The organism is Paenibacillus sp. lzh-N1, assembly GCF_002872435.1.
GTDB lineage: Bacteria > Bacillota > Bacilli > Paenibacillales > Paenibacillaceae > Paenibacillus > Paenibacillus polymyxa_C.
Genome location: NZ_CP025696.1, coordinates 4,670,590 through 4,691,632 on the forward strand (window position 1 = coordinate 4,670,590; position 21,043 = coordinate 4,691,632).

The 21,043-nt window shown below is 41.8% G+C and carries 20 protein-coding genes, 3 pseudogenes and 1 riboswitch; of the genes and pseudogenes, 3 read left to right on the forward strand and 20 right to left on the reverse strand.

Annotated features, from left to right (window positions below):
- Nucleotides 1-40: 40 nt before the first annotated feature.
- The 16 genes and pseudogenes from C0638_RS20750 to C0638_RS20820 all read right to left on the reverse strand — a co-directional run bounded on the left by C0638_RS20750 (nucleotide 41) and on the right by C0638_RS20820 (nucleotide 13,836).
- The gene (locus C0638_RS20750) at nucleotides 41-448 is read right to left on the reverse strand and encodes a MarR family winged helix-turn-helix transcriptional regulator (RefSeq protein ID WP_058712108.1); all 408 of its coding nucleotides are present in this window, start codon (nucleotides 446-448) and stop codon (nucleotides 41-43) included.
- A gap of 230 nt (nucleotides 449-678) precedes the next feature.
- On the reverse strand, nucleotides 679-1,422 hold the full coding sequence (locus C0638_RS20755; protein WP_058712109.1) for a GTP cyclohydrolase, FolE2/MptA family: 744 nt from the start codon (nucleotides 1,420-1,422) through the stop codon (nucleotides 679-681).
- Nucleotides 1,412-1,543 carry a hypothetical protein gene (locus tag C0638_RS26010; RefSeq protein ID WP_267893709.1) on the reverse strand — a complete coding sequence of 44 codons (132 nt, stop codon included), beginning with the start codon at nucleotides 1,541-1,543 and terminating at the stop codon, nucleotides 1,412-1,414. Before C0638_RS26010 ends, C0638_RS20755 begins: the two co-directional genes overlap by 11 nt.
- Nucleotides 1,544-1,559: 16 nt before the next feature.
- The gene (locus C0638_RS20760; RefSeq protein ID WP_102163748.1) at nucleotides 1,560-2,570 is read right to left on the reverse strand and encodes a CobW family GTP-binding protein; all 1,011 of its coding nucleotides are present in this window, start codon (nucleotides 2,568-2,570) and stop codon (nucleotides 1,560-1,562) included.
- Nucleotides 2,571-2,848: 278 nt separating this feature from the next.
- Nucleotides 2,849-3,118 (reverse strand): 30S ribosomal protein S14, encoded by a 270-nt coding sequence (gene rpsN / locus C0638_RS20765; protein WP_025678316.1) that lies wholly within the window; start codon nucleotides 3,116-3,118, stop codon nucleotides 2,849-2,851.
- Nucleotides 3,119-3,148: 30 nt separating this feature from the next.
- The gene (locus C0638_RS20770) at nucleotides 3,149-3,403 is read right to left on the reverse strand and encodes a dCTP deaminase domain-containing protein (protein ID WP_013371187.1); all 255 of its coding nucleotides are present in this window, start codon (nucleotides 3,401-3,403) and stop codon (nucleotides 3,149-3,151) included.
- Nucleotides 3,404-3,764: 361 nt separating this feature from the next.
- On the reverse strand, nucleotides 3,765-4,568 hold the full coding sequence (locus tag C0638_RS20775) for an AAA family ATPase (RefSeq protein WP_102163750.1): 804 nt from the start codon (nucleotides 4,566-4,568) through the stop codon (nucleotides 3,765-3,767).
- A 307-nt stretch (nucleotides 4,569-4,875) separates the two neighbouring features.
- Nucleotides 4,876-5,955 carry an NAD(P)H-dependent flavin oxidoreductase gene (locus tag C0638_RS20780; protein WP_058712553.1) on the reverse strand — a complete coding sequence of 360 codons (1,080 nt, stop codon included), beginning with the start codon at nucleotides 5,953-5,955 and terminating at the stop codon, nucleotides 4,876-4,878.
- Nucleotides 5,956-6,391: 436 nt separating this feature from the next.
- Nucleotides 6,392-7,279: an RICIN domain-containing protein gene (locus C0638_RS25865; RefSeq protein ID WP_233902240.1), complete on the reverse strand. Its 888-nt coding sequence runs from the start codon at nucleotides 7,277-7,279 to the stop codon at nucleotides 6,392-6,394.
- A complete protein-coding gene (locus C0638_RS25870; protein WP_233902241.1) occupies nucleotides 7,240-7,602 on the reverse strand; it encodes a hypothetical protein in 363 nt (120 codons plus the stop codon). Before C0638_RS25870 ends, C0638_RS25865 begins: the two co-directional genes overlap by 40 nt.
- 473 nt (nucleotides 7,603-8,075) lie before the next feature.
- A pseudogene (locus tag C0638_RS20790) lies at nucleotides 8,076-8,390 on the reverse strand (family 16 glycosylhydrolase); the annotation flags it as partial.
- A gap of 2 nt (nucleotides 8,391-8,392) precedes the next feature.
- Nucleotides 8,393-8,524 (reverse strand): annotated as a pseudogene (locus C0638_RS26095) (arabinoxylan arabinofuranohydrolase); the annotation flags it as partial.
- Nucleotides 8,525-8,625: 101 nt separating this feature from the next.
- A complete protein-coding gene (locus C0638_RS20800; RefSeq protein WP_058712092.1) occupies nucleotides 8,626-9,276 on the reverse strand; it encodes an FMN-dependent NADH-azoreductase in 651 nt (216 codons plus the stop codon).
- 578 nt (nucleotides 9,277-9,854) lie between these two features.
- Complete coding sequence (locus C0638_RS20810) at nucleotides 9,855-10,187, reverse strand: hypothetical protein (RefSeq protein WP_058712091.1); 333 nt, start codon at nucleotides 10,185-10,187, stop codon at nucleotides 9,855-9,857.
- 252 nt (nucleotides 10,188-10,439) lie between these two features.
- A complete protein-coding gene (locus C0638_RS20815; protein ID WP_013371176.1) occupies nucleotides 10,440-11,147 on the reverse strand; it encodes a response regulator in 708 nt (235 codons plus the stop codon).
- Complete coding sequence (locus C0638_RS20820) at nucleotides 11,140-13,836, reverse strand: sensor histidine kinase (protein ID WP_102163754.1); 2,697 nt, start codon at nucleotides 13,834-13,836, stop codon at nucleotides 11,140-11,142. Before C0638_RS20820 ends, C0638_RS20815 begins: the two co-directional genes overlap by 8 nt.
- A gap of 845 nt (nucleotides 13,837-14,681) precedes the next feature.
- Between C0638_RS20820 and C0638_RS20830 the strand changes: the two genes are divergently transcribed.
- Nucleotides 14,682-16,850, forward strand: coding sequence for an amidase (locus C0638_RS20830; RefSeq protein WP_058712620.1), 2,169 nt, complete (start codon nucleotides 14,682-14,684; stop codon nucleotides 16,848-16,850).
- Nucleotides 16,851-16,956: 106 nt separating this feature from the next.
- Here the strand turns inward: C0638_RS20830 and C0638_RS20835 are convergent.
- The 3 genes and pseudogenes from C0638_RS20835 to C0638_RS20845 all read right to left on the reverse strand — a co-directional run.
- Nucleotides 16,957-17,094, reverse strand: a pseudogene (locus C0638_RS20835) (SMR family transporter); the annotation flags it as partial.
- Nucleotides 17,095-17,189: 95 nt separating this feature from the next.
- Nucleotides 17,190-17,288, reverse strand: a riboswitch (guanidine-I (ykkC/yxkD leader).
- A gap of 8 nt (nucleotides 17,289-17,296) precedes the next feature.
- Nucleotides 17,297-17,818 carry a spermidine/spermine N(1)-acetyltransferase gene (locus C0638_RS20840; protein ID WP_102163756.1) on the reverse strand — a complete coding sequence of 174 codons (522 nt, stop codon included), beginning with the start codon at nucleotides 17,816-17,818 and terminating at the stop codon, nucleotides 17,297-17,299.
- Between the two features lie 30 nt (nucleotides 17,819-17,848).
- Nucleotides 17,849-18,301, reverse strand: a complete 453-nt coding sequence (locus C0638_RS20845) for a MarR family winged helix-turn-helix transcriptional regulator (RefSeq protein ID WP_102163758.1) — start codon at nucleotides 18,299-18,301, stop codon at nucleotides 17,849-17,851.
- Between the two features lie 114 nt (nucleotides 18,302-18,415).
- On the opposite strand from C0638_RS20845, the gene C0638_RS20850 reads away from it, so the two are divergent.
- Nucleotides 18,416-19,060 carry a YczE/YyaS/YitT family protein gene (locus tag C0638_RS20850; RefSeq protein ID WP_058712351.1) on the forward strand — a complete coding sequence of 215 codons (645 nt, stop codon included), beginning with the start codon at nucleotides 18,416-18,418 and terminating at the stop codon, nucleotides 19,058-19,060.
- A gap of 211 nt (nucleotides 19,061-19,271) precedes the next feature.
- Complete coding sequence (locus C0638_RS20855; protein WP_058712352.1) at nucleotides 19,272-20,159, forward strand: dihydrodipicolinate synthase family protein; 888 nt, start codon at nucleotides 19,272-19,274, stop codon at nucleotides 20,157-20,159.
- Between the two features lie 88 nt (nucleotides 20,160-20,247).
- Here the strand turns inward: C0638_RS20855 and C0638_RS26100 are convergent, their stop codons facing one another.
- Nucleotides 20,248-20,790 carry a hypothetical protein gene (locus C0638_RS26100; protein WP_324912066.1) on the reverse strand — a complete coding sequence of 181 codons (543 nt, stop codon included), beginning with the start codon at nucleotides 20,788-20,790 and terminating at the stop codon, nucleotides 20,248-20,250.
- Nucleotides 20,791-21,043: the final 253 nt, after the last annotated feature.

Here is a 21,043-nt window from a genome sequence, read left to right on the forward strand (position 1 = left end):
TGCAATTAACGTATCCTGCATACGTTCTCTACATAGGAATTCAGCTTTTAGAGACAATAAGCTTGATGAGTCGGATAAACTCTTTGGCATCCTGTTCGTCCAGCTTTCGAAGAATTTTCTCGCTCCATGCGACTCCTTCGTTATACCTGTCCATCATAAATTGCTTGCCTGAATCCGTAATGAATACAATCACCTTACGTTTGTCGTTGGCATCCGTACGTCGTACAACCAACCCTTTCTTCTCCAAACTTTTCAGTGCCGTTGCGATCCGTCCCGTACTGACGGACAAGTATTCGCTTAAATGGCCCGAAGTAACCCCATCCTGATGACTCAAAGCGATGAGAATCCCCATTTCACCACGAGAGAAATGCGCTCGTTCCTCTAACACCGGTTTGCGCGATTTGACGATACACTCGAATAGTTCTGCTGCTGACGCTTTATAGTCCATTGGCAGTACCACCTTCTGCATTTATCTTATACTGTAAGATAATAATAATATCCGGACATAAAGTCAATTCGGGAAAATATGTAATGGTTGAAGTTTCATGACCACTCACGACCTGAATGCGAAGAGGAATACTTCATTGCAACTTGACACAAAAAACTGCACCTCCAAAGTTAGATCGCGTCTAAAAATTGGGATGCAGTTCACTCTGATGTTTATCATCTTCTGATGATCTAGATTAAAGTAAAGTAATCATCAACTTTCCTTATCCAGTGCTTTTCATACAAATCAGCAGCCACCAACCGCACTACATCTTCAACAAATCGAGGATTCTCGTACGCACGTTCTGTAACCTGTTTCTCATCAGGCCTTTTTAATACGGGATGAAGGCAACTGCTTGCATTGGATTCAGCGGCATCCAACAGATTCTCCTTCCAATCACTTGGCAATAATTCTCCAGGGTTGCCCTGTACCTGAATTCGTAGCATACCACGCTGATTATGTGCACTATATTCACTTATTTCTTTAGAACAAGGACATAACGTTGTAATCTGTATATTTAGACCTGTTTTAATAATAGGAGACTTACCTGCCTCCCATGTCACAGTAATCGAAGCCAATGAATGGTTTAACCCGAATAAACCTGTTATGGGTGCAGCACGGTTATAGAACCAGGGATAGGTAACTTCCAGTTGTGATTTCTGTTGATTCATCTGTTCGGCAATTCGCTGCGTCAGTCTAAGTAAATCTGTAATTTGGTCACTCAGTCCCTCATTGCGACTATACTGAAGCTGTTCTGCCAATCGGCTCATATTAATGCCTTTAAATTCCCGCTCCAGTGAGGTAGTCAGTCGAAAATTGCCAATGCTGGACACCTTTACAGGACTTTTTACCGAAATAACATCGATAGGATACTTCAAATTTTCGATGCCTACTTGCTGTAACTCAAACAGAAAATCATTTTTGCTATTTTTCAAATCTTTGCATCTCTTCTTTGAGAACAGGTTTGTCTCCCTGAATTGGATCAACTGAACCGAATAGCCGAAGCCTTTCAGCCTTGTCAGGCAGTACAAATGAATGTGTCACACTCTTACTCATGTTATCCTGCTCCTTGTCAGACGCTTCCGTCGGCAACCGCACATTCGCTAAATCGTGCTCTGAACCAGTCCTCATCCAAATCTTTTCCAATTACAACGATGCGGCTTGTTCTGTCTTCATCCACATTCCATTCCCTGTCAGTATCCACCCCAAATATCATGTGAACTCCCTGAAATACGACCCTTTTATTTGTTTTCTGTACATTAAGAATTCCTTTGTATCGATACGTATCAGCTGAATGCTCCACCAACCAATCGTTTATAAACTTATTCACTTTATCTAGATCCAAAGGTCTCGTTTCAGTGAGAACAATGGAGAAAATATCGTCATCATGATGATGGTGATGATGTTCTTCCAGAAAATGCGGATCGACTTCGAGTTTGTGATCAAGATCAAATGTATTAACTCCAAGAATCTGATCCAAATCAATTAAGGATTGATGTGTATGCGTCAATCGGGCATGTGAGTTCATCTTTTTCAACCGGGATTCCAAACGAGCAATATCTTCCTTTTCGACAAGATCTATTTTGTTTAATAATATGACATCGGCAAAAGCGACTTGTTCCTTTGCCTCATGTCCGTTATCAAGATGATGTTCAGCATGTTTAGCGTCTACTACGGTTATAACAGCATCAATTTTGAAAAAGTTTGAAATCAGTGGCTCCGCAAGAAAAGTCTGAATGACCGGTCCCGGATCAGCCAAACCCGTAGTTTCAACAACAATCCGATCATATTCGACAGGTGTAGGAGTCTCTGCAAATTTGCGATGCAACAAACTTTTCATAATATCCACCAGATCACTTCGTACTGTGCAGCAGATGCAGCCATTGTTCATTTCAATAATTTCTTCGCCAGATTCCACAATTAGTTCATTATCGATGCCCACTTCTCCAAATTCATTCACAATAACAGCGATTTTATAACCATGATCTGCCTTCAATATATGATTAAGCAGCGTCGTTTTACCAGCTCCTAAAAATCCCGTAATTATCGTTACCGGAATGCGTGGATCTTGTTCCGTTTCCATGTAATTCCCCCCCTTAAGGTCCTAATTCTAAACTGTACATTCCTTGCAAACTCCCAATCAGACTTTTCACATGTTTATTCCATGCTCAAACCCCTTCAATGTAGATTTTTTATACATCTTCTATGAAGCAGGCCATGAAAAATCTCCCCCACAGAGGTTAGCAGTTGTCTGCTCGTGAGCTGTGCGGCGAATGTTCGCCATTTCCTAATGCACGGTAGGTAATGCAACAAGACATGCGGTCAAAATAGCAATTGCTTCATCTTGGACTTCTGTTCTGTTCACCAACTCGACTTGGTAACACCAGGAATTTGTCCTTTATGAGCCAGTTCACGGAAAACAATCCGTGATACTTTAAACTTACGCAAATATCCTCTCGGGCGCCCCGTCAGTTCACAACGGTTTTTCAGTCTAGTAGGGGATGCATTACGTGGTAACTTCTGCAATGCTTCATAGTCCCCTCTTTCTTTCAGCTGACGGCGCAGCTCTGCATATTTGGCTACGGTCTCCTGACGTTTCTTCTCACGTACTACTTTTGATTTTTTGGCCATTGATTTTTCTAGCTCCTTTTAGTGATTAGACTAAATGCATGTCGGATCGGAACGCTTCATAAATAAGCTCATACGTCCAATTGAAATCCGCCCTTCGACAAAAGCCGTAATATAACCCGGCAGCCGAATTGTTTCAATCGTGGTTGCGAGCATAAAGGATAACGGTGGAATCAAGGTCTCTTCACTATCAATGGAAGCAGGCTGAATCTGTTCCTCTGTCAGCGGAGATACGGTCATCCTTTTTTGCCTGATCAGCGTTCGCAGCGTGCGGTCAGATAAAATCACTTCATGCGCTCCTTCTAGAATAAGTTTCACAGATCAAGATATGGGGTGTCGTTTCTCATGAACCTTTTTTACATCATTGTATTCACCCTGCATGATTGTAGGATGAATTATTTAAATAGTAATAATTACGATTAACAAAAACTATAATCCTGTTTTGTCCACATGTCAATACAACATGGGTTTATAAATCTACTTCCCACATTTGTTTCACACTAAACAATTATCGACGCCCAAGATTATTTACATAGCATATACATAAATACATATGAGACCCAATCAAAAATTGGCTCCATAATGACAATACCCAGTGAGTACCCAAATCAGCTAATAGGCGTCTGGGTATTTTTGAATTTTTCTCTTTCTATACCTTCATGCGAGGATTATACTCCGACAGTGCATTTTCTATGTTTTCAAAATTAAGTGCTCGGTTCTCTATAATCGCTTTTCGTTTTGCTTTTAACACAATCTGCTCAATATCAGCAAAGCTGCATCCGGCAAGCAAATCTGCAGCCTGTCCAGCAAGGCTCTCCCCGATCAGCAGTTCAATGTATTGAATCCGATCCGCATGCGTTGGCAATGTATACGTCATTTTCGTGTCAAAACGGCGCCATATCGCTGTATCCAGTTCTTCCTCAAGGTTGGTGGCTGCGACAAAAACACTCTCTCCGCCGAACTCGTCTAGACATTGTAGCAGCGTGTTCACCACTCGTGCCATCTCTTTCACCTCATCATTTGAATCCCTCATACGCCCCAGAGCATCAAATTCATCAAAAAACAGAACACAAGGCGTCCCATTTGCATAGTCAAAGATCTTGCGCACATTGCTCGCTGTTTCCCCCAAATGACTATGGATAATCGCGTCAAGCCTCACTAATATAAGCGGCAGATCCAAGCGCTGCGCCAAATAAAAAGCCGTTAGTGTTTTTCCAGTTCCTGGTGGACCAAACATTACGATCTTGTTAGGCATGGGCACATCCTGCTCCTCAAACTTTTCTTTCATTCCCAAAATCGTAATAAACTCATCCACAATTGTCTGGTTTTTCTCGGCTAGTACGATTCGTTTGACCTTGCGGGCGCACTCCTTTGGTGTATATATGGTCGCCATATCAATGCCTTTGGCACGCGGGAGCCGCACAGCAGCATTGCTTTTGTTTTTATTGTTCACGGTCTTTACCTTCCCCTTTAAATAGTAATCTTTACGATTAGAAGTGTATCAAAATCAGGTTATGATTTCCACCAAACAGTTCAAATAGTTTGCTGGTATGTTTATCCTTTCATTATCTAGAATGTTTTTTCTATTATTCAATAAAAAAATACCCAGCCAAGTGACTAGGTACCATCTATTTCGTACTCATGGGAGAGTAAATTATAAGTGTGATGTACATCTCCGGAGAAGACCACTGCTTCTCCTCCAGAAGTCCATAGACTTTGTCTTCACGCATTTATTTTCTCAAGTATGCTGGTATCTAAAATTATCTCGACACCAAAAGTCTTTGGACAAGAATACTGGCTTCATCAATGGTTTGTTTTACAATTGAAGCAGCAGGTTGGTCGTTGGCTAACCGAAGCCCCTGGCCAGCCCAAAGTGACATATACTCGGGGTTGTTTGCTTTTGCAGCCGCCTGACGAATGTCCCGGGTCATCGCGTTTTGAATAGGGTAAGCAGGGATTGTACCGGAGTACTGATGCATGTCAATCATAAATTTTGTTTTAATGCCTCTTGCAGCTTTGCCGGAGTAAGCACGTGTAATTTGAGTGGAGTCTTCATTTGTCGAGAGGATTTTCTGCTTGTACTTTTCGTGGGCACCGCTCTCAGGACAGGCTAAAAACGCAGTGCCCATCTGTACTGCAGAAGCTCCTAATAAAAGGCTTGCTGCAAGTCCCCGCCCATCCATGATTCCCCCCGCTGCGATGACCGGGATCGACACATGGTCAACGACCTGCGGAACAATAGCCATGGTGCCTATCAAAGCATCATGGGAGGCGTCTTTCAGAAAGGTCCCTCTATGCCCGCCTGCTTCGCTCCCCTGAGCCACAATAGCATCTACACCCCCTGCTTCCAATTGCTTGGCTTCATCAACGGTTGTTGCAGTTCCAATGACGAATATTCCATGCTGTTTCATGGTTTGAATCACGTTTGGAGATGGTATGCCAAACGTGAAACTAAATATGGGCACACGTTCCTCCAATAATACCTGTACCTGTTCCTCAAACGATTCTGCAGACTTCAAAATCAATGGATTTTGAGCAGTGCCAAGTTCGATACGATATTTATTGAGATAATCTGTCATCCGGTAGATAGCTTCTTCCGACTCTTCAAATTGCTCAGGCACAAACAAGTTTACTCCGAATGGCTGATCCGTTAGTTGCTTGATTTTTTGGATCTCGCTGCGGAGTTGTTCCGGCGTTAAGTATCCGCCTCCTAGGTTGCCTAGCCCACCAGCGTTTGAAACAGCCGCTACTAATTCAGACGTCGAAACGCCACCTGCCATCGGCGCTTGAAAAAGCGGGTATCGAATTTTTAGAGTACGCGTCAATTCAGTCTCAAACACTTTTAAATCCTCCTTTTAGTTGAAAATTTGAAGATCTATTGGTAGTTCAACAAGCAACAAAGTGGCAAGAAGACGCGATAGGCTGCTCTCCTTATTTTCAACAATTTTTTATACATGTTGTCTAGGCAAAAATGAAGCACTATTGCCGATTAAATAATACTCGAGTTTCATTCAAAATCAACTATACAACTTATGTTGTTTACAATAAAGAGGTTGGTTAAAGAGGAGGCGCTTATGACCAGACGGACTATTGTCTTGGAGTAATATATCTTTCAAGTACCAAAATAAAAAACTGGCGCCGACGGAATATCGACACCAGTTTTTGCCGCACAGCTTTTCCCAATATAGTGGCTTGACTAAGGAAATGCTGAATGAGATTCAACCGATTGAATAAACGATGTTAGATTGATGCTTTTAGGCAAATTACTGATCAGTGCTATTCAATAGATTCAAGCTTCCATTGTTGATTATAATTGGATGTATACCGCCATTGCTGGATAGGAACTCCCTCTGCAGTTGATAGGCCTGTGACATCAGCTGGCTTATTGGAAATTACAGGAGTGATGCGATAGTAACCATCTCCTGTAGAGATAAAAGCAAATTTTTGTTGATCTTGGTCAGTACTAGCAGCCAGTTGGAATTTAGCGCCATGATCCAGAGAGCCATTTGTTACCTCGAGTGAACGTCCACTCTGCACATTCTTGATACTGTATTGACCGCCACCTAGATGCGTAACACTCCATTGCTGATTTTCTTTACCTGCATAGGTTGATTTAATTACATTTGCACCTTCTATCGTATTATCGGCTTCCATGACCTTGCCGTCCAAACGCACGTTGAAACGATAAATACCATTAGAAACATTTCCATCAGGAATGCTTGCTTTATCTCCGCTGCCAGCAGGCCGGGTGTAGAGAAGAGTTCCGAAACCAAGTTGGTCAAACGTTGATGGATATTTCAAATTCGGACCACCTTCTGTACCTTCCAGGGCCATTCGGGCAGCAATATTGGGTGCAGACAGACCTTTTCGATTGACATAGTGGTTATAAATCATTGCCCAGATGGGCCGCATTTCATTACGACTGGCAGGCGATATTCCGGATTGACTATTTATCGCGCCGTTTCTACCTGATCCCCATTCATAAGTTGTAAATGGCACATCCTCGCCATTGTTGTACTTGGCAACATATTCAGCAGCACGCAGGAAACGATTGTCCGCCCATCCATAAAGATCATCTCCCTGATTCCACGCCATTTCAGCAATTGTGGCCATTAAACCAATACCTAATTGATATGCGTTTGGTCCCTTCCAGACTCTTGCCATTGGGCAAGACCATCAGGATGAAGGAATGGGATCGCATTATAAATGGACCCATTTCCTGCACCATTTTTAAAATATTCAACACCGATATCATAAATATCCCGGCGGTCACAGAATATTCCGATTGCAATGGTGGCAGCCATATTGCTTAGATCCCAGTTCGCCCAGTAATTCTGTATATATGAATCATTATGACTATTGCCATATTCATTGCCAATAAGGAATCTCTCGTTCAATGGTTTGTAAAATACGGTAAGAAGCATGTCCTGCATTTGTTCCACATTAAACCCCGGATAATCTCTCATAAGTTCTGCTGCATTAGCCAACTCATATCCATAAATTCCCGCCGCTAAGTAGCGATCAGCATTAATAGGCCAGGATGAGCAAATCCAGTGGATGCTGCAGCTTTAGGCAATGTTTTCTCAGTGAATCCAAACGTACTTATTACTAGGCAAAAAACAATGGATACTAATAGTATTCTTTTCAACATTTATATTCCCCTTATATTAGTGTGTTTAAAATAAACCCTCCGCTATTTTATCCTCGATCCCTCCTTTATGTAATTCTCCTTTGAGTTGGTATATATACCTGTTTTTTCTGCGCTATTATGTTTATCGGTACTTCGATGTTTGATAATAGTAATAAGTTCTTTTGAACTGTTAGCTGAAGAATTTGAAAGACAAAAGGTTGTTAACACAAAAAAGCCGCCAATTAGGCGACTTCTTGAACGATATACGGCAAACAATTAGGATTCTCCATACGAGAGAATACCAACCATTTTTTTATTACAAATTACATACTAATTGCTCGTATATTTTACCCAGTCATATTCGGCGTACACCGGATTTGCTCCATTATATGACCCTAACCAGCTATCTACTCCGGTACCATTCCATAAATTCATCATAATTTTGCCTGGCGTACTCGGAATATTCGTGGTTGCTGTATGTTTCAGAACCCCGTCAACGTACCATTTAATATATCCTGGCTGCCAATCGAAAGCATAGGTATGGAAGCTCGTTGAAGCATCAAAGCCAAGATTGATAATCTTCTCGTGCCCACCGACTCCATTGGTATAATAGTTAAACTGTACTTTTCTCGTGTCCTTTCCTAAATTGAAGCCCCCCGCACTGAGATATTATGCATAGAGTTGGCAAAATACTGTGAATATGATGCATACTCAGCATTGGCATACAAAGCGACCCCGTCAAACGGTGCACTGATCTTGCCTGCATAAGTGCCGCTAACGCCAAAGAATGTATACGGATTTTTTAGGAAATGACCTTTATAAGTGAAGGGACCCATCGGGTTGTAGCAAGATATTGTGCCGAGATCATTAGGCTGTTACGTTAAAATTCTTGTGCTGCCAATATGGCTTGGCGGATTGCTTGCTCCTTTATGCTCTGTGCTTGGTCTGGCTGTTCACTGATACCTTCAACAAAAATAGCCTGCACATCATCAATACCCAGCAAATTCATGATAGCTTTTATATAACTGTGGCAGTACTCGACATCTTTAAACTTCCCGTGGGAGAGAACCGTACCGGAAGCCTGAATGTGCATTACTTTTTTGCCTTGCTGAGTCCCCGTCAAACCAGACAAACCACGTAGCCCATTTTCGGATCGCTTAATGGTTTTTCCTGTAACCGTAACTGCGTCAATGTACGTTTTCAGAACCGACGGAAAAGATAAGTTCCATACCGGATTGACTATGACGATTTTATCCGCCACCATGAATTGATCGACTATCTCGCACATCCGTTCCGCTTTGATCCTAGACTCCTCGCTCAATTCATCGAAGGAAGGACCACTTAGGGGTTGCCCCCAACGTCTTAGAAGATCAGCGTCGATTTGCGGAAGATCCATGCAGTACAGGTCTAAATGAATAACTTCATCGCCTGGGTTAGCCTCCTGGTAGGCTTCGATAAACTGTTTACCGACCGATAAGCTGTAAGTACCGTCTTTGAAAGGATGAGCGGTTATGTATAATACAGTTGCCATGATAAATTCACTCCTTGTTATAGTCGAAATATTTCAATATTTAATGCCGGAATGTCGCCTGCAAGCCAGCACGCAACAGCCCCACGTCCTCGCACAAATTCCAAGGTTTATCGTTGTAATGATATCATTTACAACGACTTCAAAAAGAACGATCTTGCCTCTTCCGCTTGCGGGTAGCTAGCAAGGAAACAATGTGACCTCCATTGAATAGATGCCATTTTTTTTCATTAATGACTGCCATTCGTTGAAACAATTATAGTTACAGGTTAAAACAAATGTCAAGTGAGGCTTTGTAATTTGATCACCATTTTTTCACTTTTATTCTTCATAGTCATTCATAAGCAGCATCCCGCAGGAGCCGACAGACGCACACGATCCAAAACAGCCGTACGGCTCCAAATTCCTTAATTTCTTCTTCGGGAGTTCATCCTGCGAATACCCGTCCTTCGAAACGGATAACGAGTGCAGCTGGCAGGAGTATTCCTCAGAGATGTACAAGGCAACGCTCCCGGCCGGCTCATGGCTAGGATACTCAGTGCTGGAACAGCCATCACGGGAGATTCAGCAAAGTCTGAGATTTAGCTGTAAATCTCTTGTCCCAGCACCCGATTTACAGCCTTGATAAAGGCAAGATAACCACCATCGGTATCGGTCCGATGAGGAAGAGCCAGAAGCATGGTCTCTTCAATCTGCTTATCGTCTAACTCATAGCTGTTTGTCAAGATTTCTCTGATCTCATCGACGGGTGTACCGAAAGCAAACTTCTGAGCTGCTCTATAGATATCATAGTTCTCATAGGTATCCCTCTGTATCACCTTCTGCATATCAATAAAATCATATATTTTTTTAACAGAAAACAACACCGCCAGCACAAGTAAGATCAGACCCGCAATTGTTAAAATTTCATTCATCCCGTCATACCTCTTTCCCTATCACTCAGTTGACAGTTTAGCCGATGAAATAGACGAACAAAGCAATGCCCATCTCACATGCCAAACCTCCTTATCCTCTCTACTTCCGGGTTAAGCGTAACATTTTCACCATTAGTTTAGGATTAGGGTTTTCATACAGGTATAAAGATCACCTTAAGATTTTAGATGGCAGATAAAAAAGAGACCACGCTCAAAAGAGCATGATCTCTAATTACATTTGGATAATGTTTCCTAAGCATCATCTCCAACCTGAAGCATGCGGTAACCAACTCCGATATGCGTTTGAATAAACTTTGGCTGTGATGATGTTTTTTCTATTTTTTTTCTTAGCGTTGCCATAAACACACGCAGGGCAGGAATATCATAGCTATGACTACCCCAGATTTCATGCAGGATAAAATTATGAGTCAATACTTTGCCTACATGCTTGGCAAGCAGGCAAAGCAGTTTATATTCGCTTGGGGTCAGGTGAATTTCTTTTTCACCGATCCATACGCATCCTGCTGCATAATCAATTTTCAAATTTCCATTGATAAAACTGGAAGCATCCTTCAGGATCTTATCACCGTTAACTCGAATTCTTCGTAAACTGACTCGAAGTCTGGCCAGAAGTTCTTCTACACTGAAGGGCTTTGTTAGATAATCGTCCGCTCCGGCGTCCAGCGCATCTATTTTATCCCGATCTTCGCTGCGTGCGCTGACCACGATAATAGGCATATTCGACCATTCACGAAGCTTTTTTATGATATCTACACCATCCATATCCGGCAACCCCAAATCCAGAATCATTAGATCCGGCTGCCGGGATACTGCTTCCAAAATTGATGCTTCGCCTGTTTCAGCCGTATGGTATTTATAGCCCTGTGTCTCCAGCGTTGTCGTAATCAGCTTGCGGATGGGCTTATCATCCTCCACAACAAGAATAAAAGGTTTATTCATGAACATTCACCTCCTCAGCTTGCAGGGTAAAATAAAAAACCGCCCCTTTGGGGACATCGTTCTTAACACCAATGTTCCCGCCATGGGCATTCACAATCGATTTGCACAGAGAAAGTCCCAAGCCTAACCCACGACGTCCGTCCCCATGAATGTTATCCGCCGTATAAAACATATCAAACAGTCTGTCCTTGACTTCTTCTGAAGAAATGCCAGGGCCATCATCTGAAATTTCTACTACGACCCTATGTCGCTCGCGTCTTGCAGAAATCGTGATATGGGAGCCATCTTGGGTATACTTGATTGCGTTATCAATCATATTGATCAAAACCTGCACAATGAGCCGGGAGTCCATTCGGGCCATCATCAATTCATCATCCAATTCCGTTTGGATGACATGCTTCACACTATTGCGATTCACATGAAGTAGAGCCTCCGAAATGACTTCCTCCATTAATTCTGCCTGAAAATTCAGATTCAGAGTACCATTTTCGATTCGACTAATGGAAAGTAAATTTTCTACCAAATTGATTAGCCACATGGAATCATCGTATATATCCGTATATAGACCCTTTTTCTGTTCATCGTTTAGTACCTCAGAATTCCCAAGAAGAATCCCCGCGTTGCCTGAAATGCTGGTAAGAGGAGTGCGCAAATCATGAGAAATGGACCGAAGCAGACTGGCACGGAGTTGTTCCTGCTGGATTTGCATGGAGATTTCTTGTTGTTTTTCGTTCAATTTTTCTTTTTCCAGCGCCAGCGCGCATTCTCCCAGCATAGCAAGCATTAGGCTATTATCAAAAACTTCTAATGGTTCTTCCTGGTCCATTACGATAGCTGCCACTGCAAGAACCTGATCTCCTCCACGCACCGCATGATATAGGCACTTAGCGCCAAAAAAAGTATCCGTCGTAGCTCCTGCACGCTTGTTGTTTTTATACACCCACTCTGCAACCGCACGTTCGTTGCCTCCTGTGTAGACCCCTGGATCACATGCAGATTCTTTCTTTGAAAAAACCTGCGGCGCCAACAGTGCCCCTTGGTGAACAGAATAAAAAATGACCGTTCTATCCAATAACTTTACCAGTTGATACGCCATTTCATTGATAATTCCCGGAGAATCTTTGGCCTGTTGCAATTTCCGGCTTGTTTCAAGAAGCACTTCGGTACGATAGGCTTTATGTGCGGATTGCCGTGCTTGCTCTCTTATCCGCATGGTCATTGTACTCGTCATGAAAGAAGCAGCCAGCATGACCAGAAAGGTGACCGGATAACCAGAATCATAAGCCTGTAGAGAATAATAAGGTTCGGTAAAGAAATAATTGAACACAAGCACACTCATAATCGAAGAAATGGCGCTATACATTCTGCCCTTGGTCACAATTGCATTTAACAGAACCCCTAGTATGTACACGGTAATAATGTTGGCTTCTCGGAATTCTAAATATTTGAACCACAAGCCAATGACTGTGCACACAGCCAAGATAGCAATAGTCTTGATAGTGTCAGCTAACGACAGGTTCGGGTATTTTGCGTAATAATTCATTTTTTTATAAAAGGAAGGAACAGTAGAAGGAATAATATAAATCTCAATGTTAGGAAGCAAGGTCGTTAATTTGTCCATGACATTGGATTTTGCAAGCCCTCTCTTCTTATAAGGGGAGCGTCCTAGGACAATTTTAGATACATGGCTTGTTTTTACATATTCGGCAATCTGCCCTGGAATATCGTCTCCATACATCGTTGCGATTTGTGCACCCATTTGCTCAGCCAGTCTAAGGTTTTCCCTTAAATCCGATTTATTTTTTGTTGTCAATTCTCTCGCTTCCTGTGTTTCCACAAACAGCGCTGTAAAATGACCATGAAAAGCTGCCGCCATTCTCGCTGCTGTTCGAATTACTTTCTTATTGGAATCTGCCGAAGACAAACAAACCAGAATATGTTCTTTTGTATTACATTCATTTGTTTTCGTCTGATCACTGATTTGCAACGCGATTCGGTTTAACTGACTTGCTGTATTACGCAAAGCAATTTCACGTAGAGCCGTCAGCTTCTCCTTGGTAAATAAATGAGCTTGTATATTCTCATTCTCACGATAAATCTTTCCCCTATAGAAACGTTCTATTAAATCATCCGGTTCAATATCGACTAATTCCACCTGATCAGCACGGTTAAACACACTGTCCGGTATGCGTTCTTCAACGGAAATGCCAGTAATGGAGTAAACAATATCTGTTAGGCTTTCGATCTGCTGGATATCCATCGTCGTATATACATGAATTCCTGCACGAAGAAGCTCTTCTACATCCTGATATCTTTTTCTATGGCGGCATCCTGCCGCGTTGGCGTGGGCCAAATCGTCCAATAAAATAAGTTCAGGACTTCTCTGGAGTGCTTGGTCAACATCAAATTCCTTAGTAGAGGATTCTTCACTTGAAATTTTGATGTAAGGAAGTAGTTCAAGTCCTTCCAACAGCGCCGCAGTGTACGGCCGGGCATCATGTTCAACACACCCAACTACGATATCCATACCCTCTTTTTGCTCTTCGTAGGCGGCGTTAAGCATCGCACAGGTCTTCCCAACACCTGGTGCATATCCAATAAAAATTTTTAGCCTTCCTCTTCTTTTCCTTACCGACATGTCGGTAATTCGATTAAGTATGGACCCGGCATCGTTCTGTTTTGCTGCCATCCTGTGCCCACCCTCTATTAAATTCTCTCTCAATCCTTAGTATATCATGAGCAAAATCAGTACCGTATTATGAATTTGCCTACAGCATTAAGATTGCATTAAGATTCGATCTTATGTAATAACACTCAAAAAACCTCAAACTCTAAGTTATGTTTCAGCTTTCTTAGTGGAAAGGATAACCGCATAAAATAATATAAAAATCATTCTCTGGCTGGTTAAGTATAAATTTCAGATAATTTTCAGCTTTTTTCGAAAATAAAGTCATTTTTCCCTGTTTGCAAAAAAATATTCTCAAGGTGTATTAGCTCTGGTTATCGGACAGGCGGCGGTGCAAGCTGGACTGGTCTCTTTTTCTTGGCTCGATCATCAAAATGTCTTCTTTTTTTATGGCGCCGTGATAGGACTTGAAAAAATAACTGGAGTCGTATTTAAAAAATGGATTTTTCCCCTTGCAGCACTTATTTATGGGCTTTCTTTTTTGTCGCCTAACTATACTCATCACATCGTAATCGGTCGGAAAATTGTACTTAATACTTGGTTTCCTATTTTTCAAATTTTCCTCCCTTTGTTGCTATTTGTGGTTATAGTTATCAAAAAAAGAAAACAAGCGAATAAACAGTCCTCTTCATAAAAAAAGGTTTAAACAACAAACTATGCCCCTAAACGCAGCCGGAGGCTTCTAGTTCCAAAACTTACTTTCTTGCTTTCAACATTACAAAAATTGACATTTCCAATGAAAATAAGTAGTATAAATAGAAAGATTTATACAAAAAAGAGTCCTTTCCTCATTCCCCTCTATTCAAATTCTTGATCCTACCTATCTTATTTTAAGGAGTGAAAATGCTATGCGCGCACGAACGTTAAAAGCGAGTACAAGGAATGTAATCGGTAGCTATTACAAATGGATCGCAGCTGGTATGATTGTAACTCTCACGGGATGCTCGCTTGCATCCGCCGCTCCTTCACCCTCACTCTCATCCTCAAGTAAAACTAGTGAACCTACCTCCTCCCTGGTTACATTTCAATTGCAAGAGGCTACGATTGCTCAGATGCAGGATGCGATGAAGTCAGGAGCACTATCGAGTGTCGAGCTCACAGCCATGTACCTTAACCGGGTATATGCCTATGATTCTAGTGGCATTCGGCTGAATTCCATCCCTGTTCTGAATCCTGACGTACTAAAAGAAGCCGCTCAGGCTGATCAGCAAAGGGCACAGGGGATTAATACCGGGCCTCTGCAAGGCATCCCCTACACGGTTAAAGACAGTTACAAGGTTAAGGGACTCACTGTTGCTTCTGGATCTCCGGCTTTCAAAAACCTGATGGCAAAAGATGATGCCTTTACAGTAGAGAAGATACGCAAATCCGGTGGGGTGCTCATTGGTAAAACCAATATGCCTCCAATGGCAGCCGGTGGAATGCAAAGAGGCGTTTATGGTCGTGCCGAAAGTCCGTACAATCCAGATTATTTGGCTGCAGCCTGGTACTCTGGCTCCTCTAACGGATCTGGCGTGTCAACAGCCGCCAACCTCGCTGCCTTCGGTATGGGGGAAGAAACGGTATCCTCGGGAAGATCACCAGCATCGAACAATGGTTTAATTGCCTACACCCCATCGCGGGGCCTAATCTCCATTCGGGGGAATTGGCCGCTCTTCCCTATACGGGATGTCGTCGTCCCACATACGAGGACTGTCGAGGACATGCTCCGCTTGCTTGACGTGATCGTTGTAGAGGACAAAATCACCAAGGGTGATTTCTGGAGAGAACAGAAAGCTGTTCGCCTCCCTTCTGTCAACAGTGTCCGTCCCAATTCCTATCTGGAGTTGCGAGATACGCAGGCTTTGAAAGGCAAACGCATTGGTGTTCCAAAAATCTATATCGGTAAGGACCCTGAAACCACAACTCCGATTAAATTCAGACCTTCAATACAGGCATTATGGGAAAAAGCTGTAAAGGATTTAACTGCTCTTGGAGCTAAAGTTGTGGAAGTTGACTTCCCCTTGCAAGTGAACAGTGAGAAGGACCGACCAACAGCGAAAACACCTGAAGAACGCGGTTTGATGCCGGCAAAGTGGGCTGAAAAGGAATTCGGACTGCTTAATCCTTATGTAGCTGAGGAATTCCTTAAAAGTGTGGGCGATCCGAATTTCCCGTCATGGGCTAATATCGACCCTGCAACCGTCTTCCCGAATCCGCCCGGTTCGGTTGATGCCAAACGTGGCAGAGACCTTGGTCACTATGACGTATTCATTGACACCATAAAGAAAGGCGTCACCCCTTACGAACAAATCCCTCAATTTCAAGAAGGGCTACGGGGGCTTGAAAATGTACGAAAGATTGATTTTGAAAATTGGATGAAGCAAAACAACCTTGATTTTATTGCTTTCCCGGCCAATTCGAATATCGGCAAAGCGGACTCCGATGTGAATGAAACATCCTATGAGGAAGCCTGGGAGAATGGCAACTATTTCTCCAATACGAATTTCCTTCTACGCGAGTACGGAATCCCGAGTGTATCTGTGAGTATGGGCGCTATGAAGGATACCGGTATGCCCGTCAATCTGACGATGGCAGGTGCCGCATATAGCGATAACGACCTGCTTCGATACGCTTATTCCTATGAGCAGGCAACCAAAAACCGTCCTATTGCAACACGCACGCCAGTGCTTGAGGATGAAACCTTTTCCTATAACCCGCAAACTGCTCTTCCACCCTCTAAACGCAAGGAAACAGGATCCCCTGCACTTAAGTTGAATGCTTCGGTCAAAGACGATGTTCTCGCTTTGGAAGGTTCAGTCACAGATCAAAGCGAAATCGCGCAGCTCAAAGTTTATGTGAATGGCATGCGTGTCGCTATTACAGAAGATAAAGCTAATTGGTCAGCAGCGCTCCCAACTACTAAATACAAACAGGGTGGCGCCTCCCAAGCCGAAACACTGCATATTCTCGTGCTGGCGAAGGATATTTACGGAAATACCGCAGCTCAAATCAAATCTGTCACATTACCCCAATGACGAAGGACATCATAGAACATAAATTAGCAAACTCCCTAGCTGCTTTCCCAGTATAGGGAGTTTGTCTTCAAATCCCATCATTGTTCAGCCTAAAAGCTTTAGTCCAAATCATGAGTATGAAACTTACAAAAATAGCAACCAAAGTCCCTCCCCACTCTAACCATCCACTGGCATGTTTCAGCCCGATAACCCATACAACTTCAAATAATGCCGCAATTACAACAGATAACCATGTCTTGTTCATTTTGTACTTCCTCCTTTTTGATAATGCTGCAAATGTAATATGGATCTAACGCAGCAACTAAAAAAAGCCTGAGATCATGCTGCATACAGCAGTTTTTCTCCCAGGCTTTTATCCCTCCGTGACACAGTACAACGACTGTGAGTTTTCTCTCGGACCAGCCGATATGACATCGCGGAACCCTAGAAAACATTTTTAAATTCAATTATAGTATCATTGATTTGGTCATTATGAAATCAATTTGTTCTTCATCCCCCATATAAAAAGAGTGTGCACCCGTTTGAACAAACCCCATTTTCTTATAAAAAGCAATGGCATTTTCATTTTTTTCCCATACCCCGAGCCAGACCTTCTTTTTATTATGTCCCAGTGCAATTTCCATAGCTTTATTTAACAGATATTTACCAAGCCCATGTTTTTGAAATTTGTTTTTGATATAAATCCTCTCAACTTCGAGTGACTCATCACCCATTTTTTCGGATTGGGCATCATTTATATTTACTTTTAAAAATCCAGCAAGTTCTTCATTAAAATAGACGAAAAAGAATTCTGAAGAGACATTGGACAATTCCTTCTCTAACTGTTTCGAGTTAAATGCTCTTTCCAGATAGGCTTGCATATTTTCAGGTGAATTTTGTTCTTTAAAAGTATCGTTGAATGTTTCAATGCTTATTTCTTGGAGTGTTTGTAAATCTGCACGGCTGCATTTGATAATTTTTGCATTCATTATAAATTTATGCTCCTTCATATAAATCAATTAGTAATTTCGTTTGTTCCCTTTTTTCACAAATTCCCATTCATCGCTTATATTTTTTCTTACTCTTTGAAGTAGATTAAAAATGGTGTTTACTTCACTTTCCGAAAATCCCGCTAAGGCAACATTATCCGAATAATCATGTTCTCTTTTTATGAAAGGATAGACATTGTTCCCTTTTTCTGTTGGAAAGAGTTTATTAATTTTTTTGTTATGCCGATCCTCTTTCTTTTCAATAAACCCATTAATTACAAGTTTTTGGATAGCACGAGATGCGGTTGTTCGATCTACTTTTATCATCTCAGCTAACTTTTCTTGAATGATTCCTGGGTTTTCACATATTCGTACAAGGTATAAATACTGTCCTTTTGTAAGGTCATATTCTTTAAATTCAATATTACTTATCGAATCTAATGCTCTGGCTATCATCCCAATTTCACGAAGTACTTCCTTCATAATGAACTCCTTTGCCCCTATTTTGTTGCAAATGCAATAAACATAGTATATATTTAATCTACCCTAATTTTGTTGCATTTGCAATATAAAATTATATTAAAGAGGTCGAGTAAAGTGAAATATGTTTTTTTTGTAATAGGTATTTTTATATTATCCCTTGGTATTTCTTTCACTATACAATCAGACCTTGGGACATCACCTTTTGATGCACTTTTGGTAGGACTATCCACAAATGTGGGGCTTACTGTAGGAAGTTGGGAAATCATAATGGCTTTGATTTTGATCTGTTGTAATTCACTTTTAAATAGACAAAGACCAGAAGTTTTGGGGTTGTTAACAGCATTTATAACGGGGATTGGTATTGATATGTGGCTTTTTTTATTGCAGGATGTGTTAACGCCTGAACTATGGTACAGCAAAGTTGTTTGTTTTGGAATTGGTTTAATTGTTGTTGGATTAGGAACTGCAACATATTTACAGACAAACTTTGCGCCCATTCCAGTTGACCGATTAACAATAATCGTACAGGAATTAACTAGAACAAATCTATTTTTTTCAAGAACATTCATTTACCTCATATTCTTGGTCATAGCGTTCATTTTAAATGGACCCATTGGCATCGGAACTTTGTTAACTGTTGGTCTAGGGGGGCTAATACTCAATTATTTCATGCCCCTCACTGGAAAAGTATTAGATCGCATCTTAACACACTCTGGTACATCACCAAATCATGATAAAGACAAAAAGCATTCAATGTAGAATGCTTTTTGTCTTTCTAATTCAACTAACCTGATCTGAAGGCGTAATATCATTACATTAATTTTGATACAGAATCTTTATTTTCAATTTTAAGTTTCTCTAGAAGAATTGGTACAGTTATTTGTCTCTTAATTGGTACTTTAATTGTGTCTTATTCATTTTTATAATGTGTTTATATTTTGAAGGTCAATTCATAAAGGAGTGTAACTTTATGTTCCACGGATTATCTGCTTTTCCACTCACACCGGTTAATGAGACAGGCATTGACGAAAAAGCATTTGTGACGCTGATTCAACGATTAGTTGCAGCTGGTGTAGACTCAATTGGTGCATTAGGATCAACTGGAAATTATGCATATCTTAATCGAGAAGAACGTTTACGTGTTCTTCAACTTGCTGTCCACTCAGCCGAGGGGATTCCCGTGATGACAAGTATAAGTGCGATTCGTACCTTAGAAGTACTTCGATTAGCGGAAGATGCACAAAGAGCAGGAGCAAGTGCAGTGCTGCTAGCCCCCATCTCCTATCAAGCACTAACGAATGAAGAAGTATTTTCACTTTATGAACAGGTAACCAGTTCACTCTCCATTCCACTTTGTGTCTATGATAATCCGGGTACCTCCCATTTTCATTTCAGTGATGAATTGCACGGCCGAATTGCTGAGTTACCTAATATTGGTTCGATTAAGATTCCCGGAGTACCTACTGATCCCGAAGCAGCCAAGACACGCATCAAAAAACTACGAGGGTCGATTCCTCCCCATGTAACTATAGGAGTAAGTGGAGATTCATTTGCAGTCACCGGCTTGAATGCAGGTTGTGAAGCATGGTTCTCAGTTCTTGGCGGATTGTTCCCACAAGCGTGTCTAAATATGACCCGATTGGCGCAGGACGGTTTTGCTGACGAAGCAGAACGACTCTCGGCACTACTTGAACCTATTTGGACGTTATTTCATCAATATGGTAGCCTTCGTGTTGTTTCAGCAGCAGCAGAAATAAGTGGTTTGATCTCAAGTCCCAGTCTTCCTTTACCCTTACAACCATTGAATCCATCAGCTAGAGAATACTTGAAACTCATATTAAACAATCTTCAGGAATGAATTGTTTCTTTTACTATTATCGAAAAAAGAGCGGAATCTCAACATGTATCTAAATTCCGCTCTTTCAGCATGGAGGCGCTACTTTAACTTAGGGCTGTTTTCTTATCGAATCCGTCCAGAGTGCATCCACAGGCGGTAATTCGTTCCCTTTTGTCATATATATCCGGTCGACTCTGAGTTGCGACTTTCGAGCTAAGATCGAAAACAGATGATCACCACGGGTCAATTGCAAATCAGACAGTAAACACCAATAGTACACTTGAGCTGTGTTATACGTATGCAGTGTGCCCTGGCCCAGTTGTTCGGATAAAGGTCTTACTACGCCGTCCAGCGATAAGTAGCATGAATCGGATTGGCCGTTATGATGTCGAACCAAAATCCAAATATGGTAATCACCTGAATTCGTGATGTTTATTTTGTAATGCATCCCTGGAGCAATCTCCGGGTTCTCCCACTGCCTTCCAGGCTCAGAGACATGCATGGCGAAACCTGTTCTTCCATTGGTTTCGGCCTGTACGTGGCTCCAATCAATAGCATTATCGTCTTTACTGGACGTGAGATACGCATTTTTAGAGTTTTCCAATGCATATTCGGCTTCGATCGCAACGATCCCGTTTGATTCGATAAACATACCCGCACCAAATTCTTTTATAATATCCTTTGTACCGTCAGCATCACAGATGTCCACATAGCGTTTGTCCCCCAACGTGGTCTGCGGAACATCAAAACATTTCAAGAAGATTTCATCGATGGTGGCGTAAAAATCTCTTGTGGCATAAAGGACGACGGGAAGAGGTACTTCATGCTCTCCCGTTTCGTAAAATTGATTACATAATTGTTCGACTTCATTCCAATTCACAGTAGGAGTTTCCAGACCGTGATCG

What these genes read in the sequence shown, in the direction of transcription:
- C0638_RS20750 (WP_058712108.1), bottom strand. Translation starts at nt 448, where the DNA reads ATGGACTATAAAGCGTCAGCAGCAGAACTATTCGAGTGTATCGTCAAA.
- C0638_RS26010 (WP_267893709.1), bottom strand. Translation starts at nt 1,543, where the DNA reads ATGAGTAAGAGTGTGACACATTCATTTGTACTGCCTGACAAGGCTGAA.
- C0638_RS20760 (WP_102163748.1), bottom strand. Translation starts at nt 2,570, where the DNA reads ATGGAAACGGAACAAGATCCACGCATTCCGGTAACGATAATTACGGGA.
- rpsN (WP_025678316.1), bottom strand. Translation starts at nt 3,118, where the DNA reads ATGGCCAAAAAATCAAAAGTAGTACGTGAGAAGAAACGTCAGGAGACC.
- C0638_RS25865 (WP_233902240.1), bottom strand. Translation starts at nt 7,279, where the DNA reads ATGGCAAGAGTCTGGAAGGGACCAAACGCATATCAATTAGGTATTGGT.
- C0638_RS20800 (WP_058712092.1), bottom strand. Translation starts at nt 9,276, where the DNA reads ATGGCAACTGTATTATACATAACCGCTCATCCTTTCAAAGACGGTACT.
- C0638_RS20810 (WP_058712091.1), bottom strand. Translation starts at nt 10,187, where the DNA reads ATGAATGAAATTTTAACAATTGCGGGTCTGATCTTACTTGTGCTGGCG.
- C0638_RS20815 (WP_013371176.1), bottom strand. Translation starts at nt 11,147, where the DNA reads ATGAATAAACCTTTTATTCTTGTTGTGGAGGATGATAAGCCCATCCGC.
- C0638_RS20820 (WP_102163754.1), bottom strand. Translation starts at nt 13,836, where the DNA reads ATGGCAGCAAAACAGAACGATGCCGGGTCCATACTTAATCGAATTACC.
- C0638_RS20830 (WP_058712620.1), top strand. Translation starts at nt 14,682, where the DNA reads ATGCGCGCACGAACGTTAAAAGCGAGTACAAGGAATGTAATCGGTAGC.
- C0638_RS20840 (WP_102163756.1), bottom strand. Translation starts at nt 17,818, where the DNA reads ATGAATGCAAAAATTATCAAATGCAGCCGTGCAGATTTACAAACACTC.
- C0638_RS20845 (WP_102163758.1), bottom strand. Translation starts at nt 18,301, where the DNA reads ATGAAGGAAGTACTTCGTGAAATTGGGATGATAGCCAGAGCATTAGAT.
- C0638_RS20855 (WP_058712352.1), top strand. Translation starts at nt 19,272, where the DNA reads ATGTTCCACGGATTATCTGCTTTTCCACTCACACCGGTTAATGAGACA.
- C0638_RS26100 (WP_324912066.1), bottom strand. Translation starts at nt 20,790, where the DNA reads ATGTTTATCGAATCAAACGGGATCGTTGCGATCGAAGCCGAATATGCA.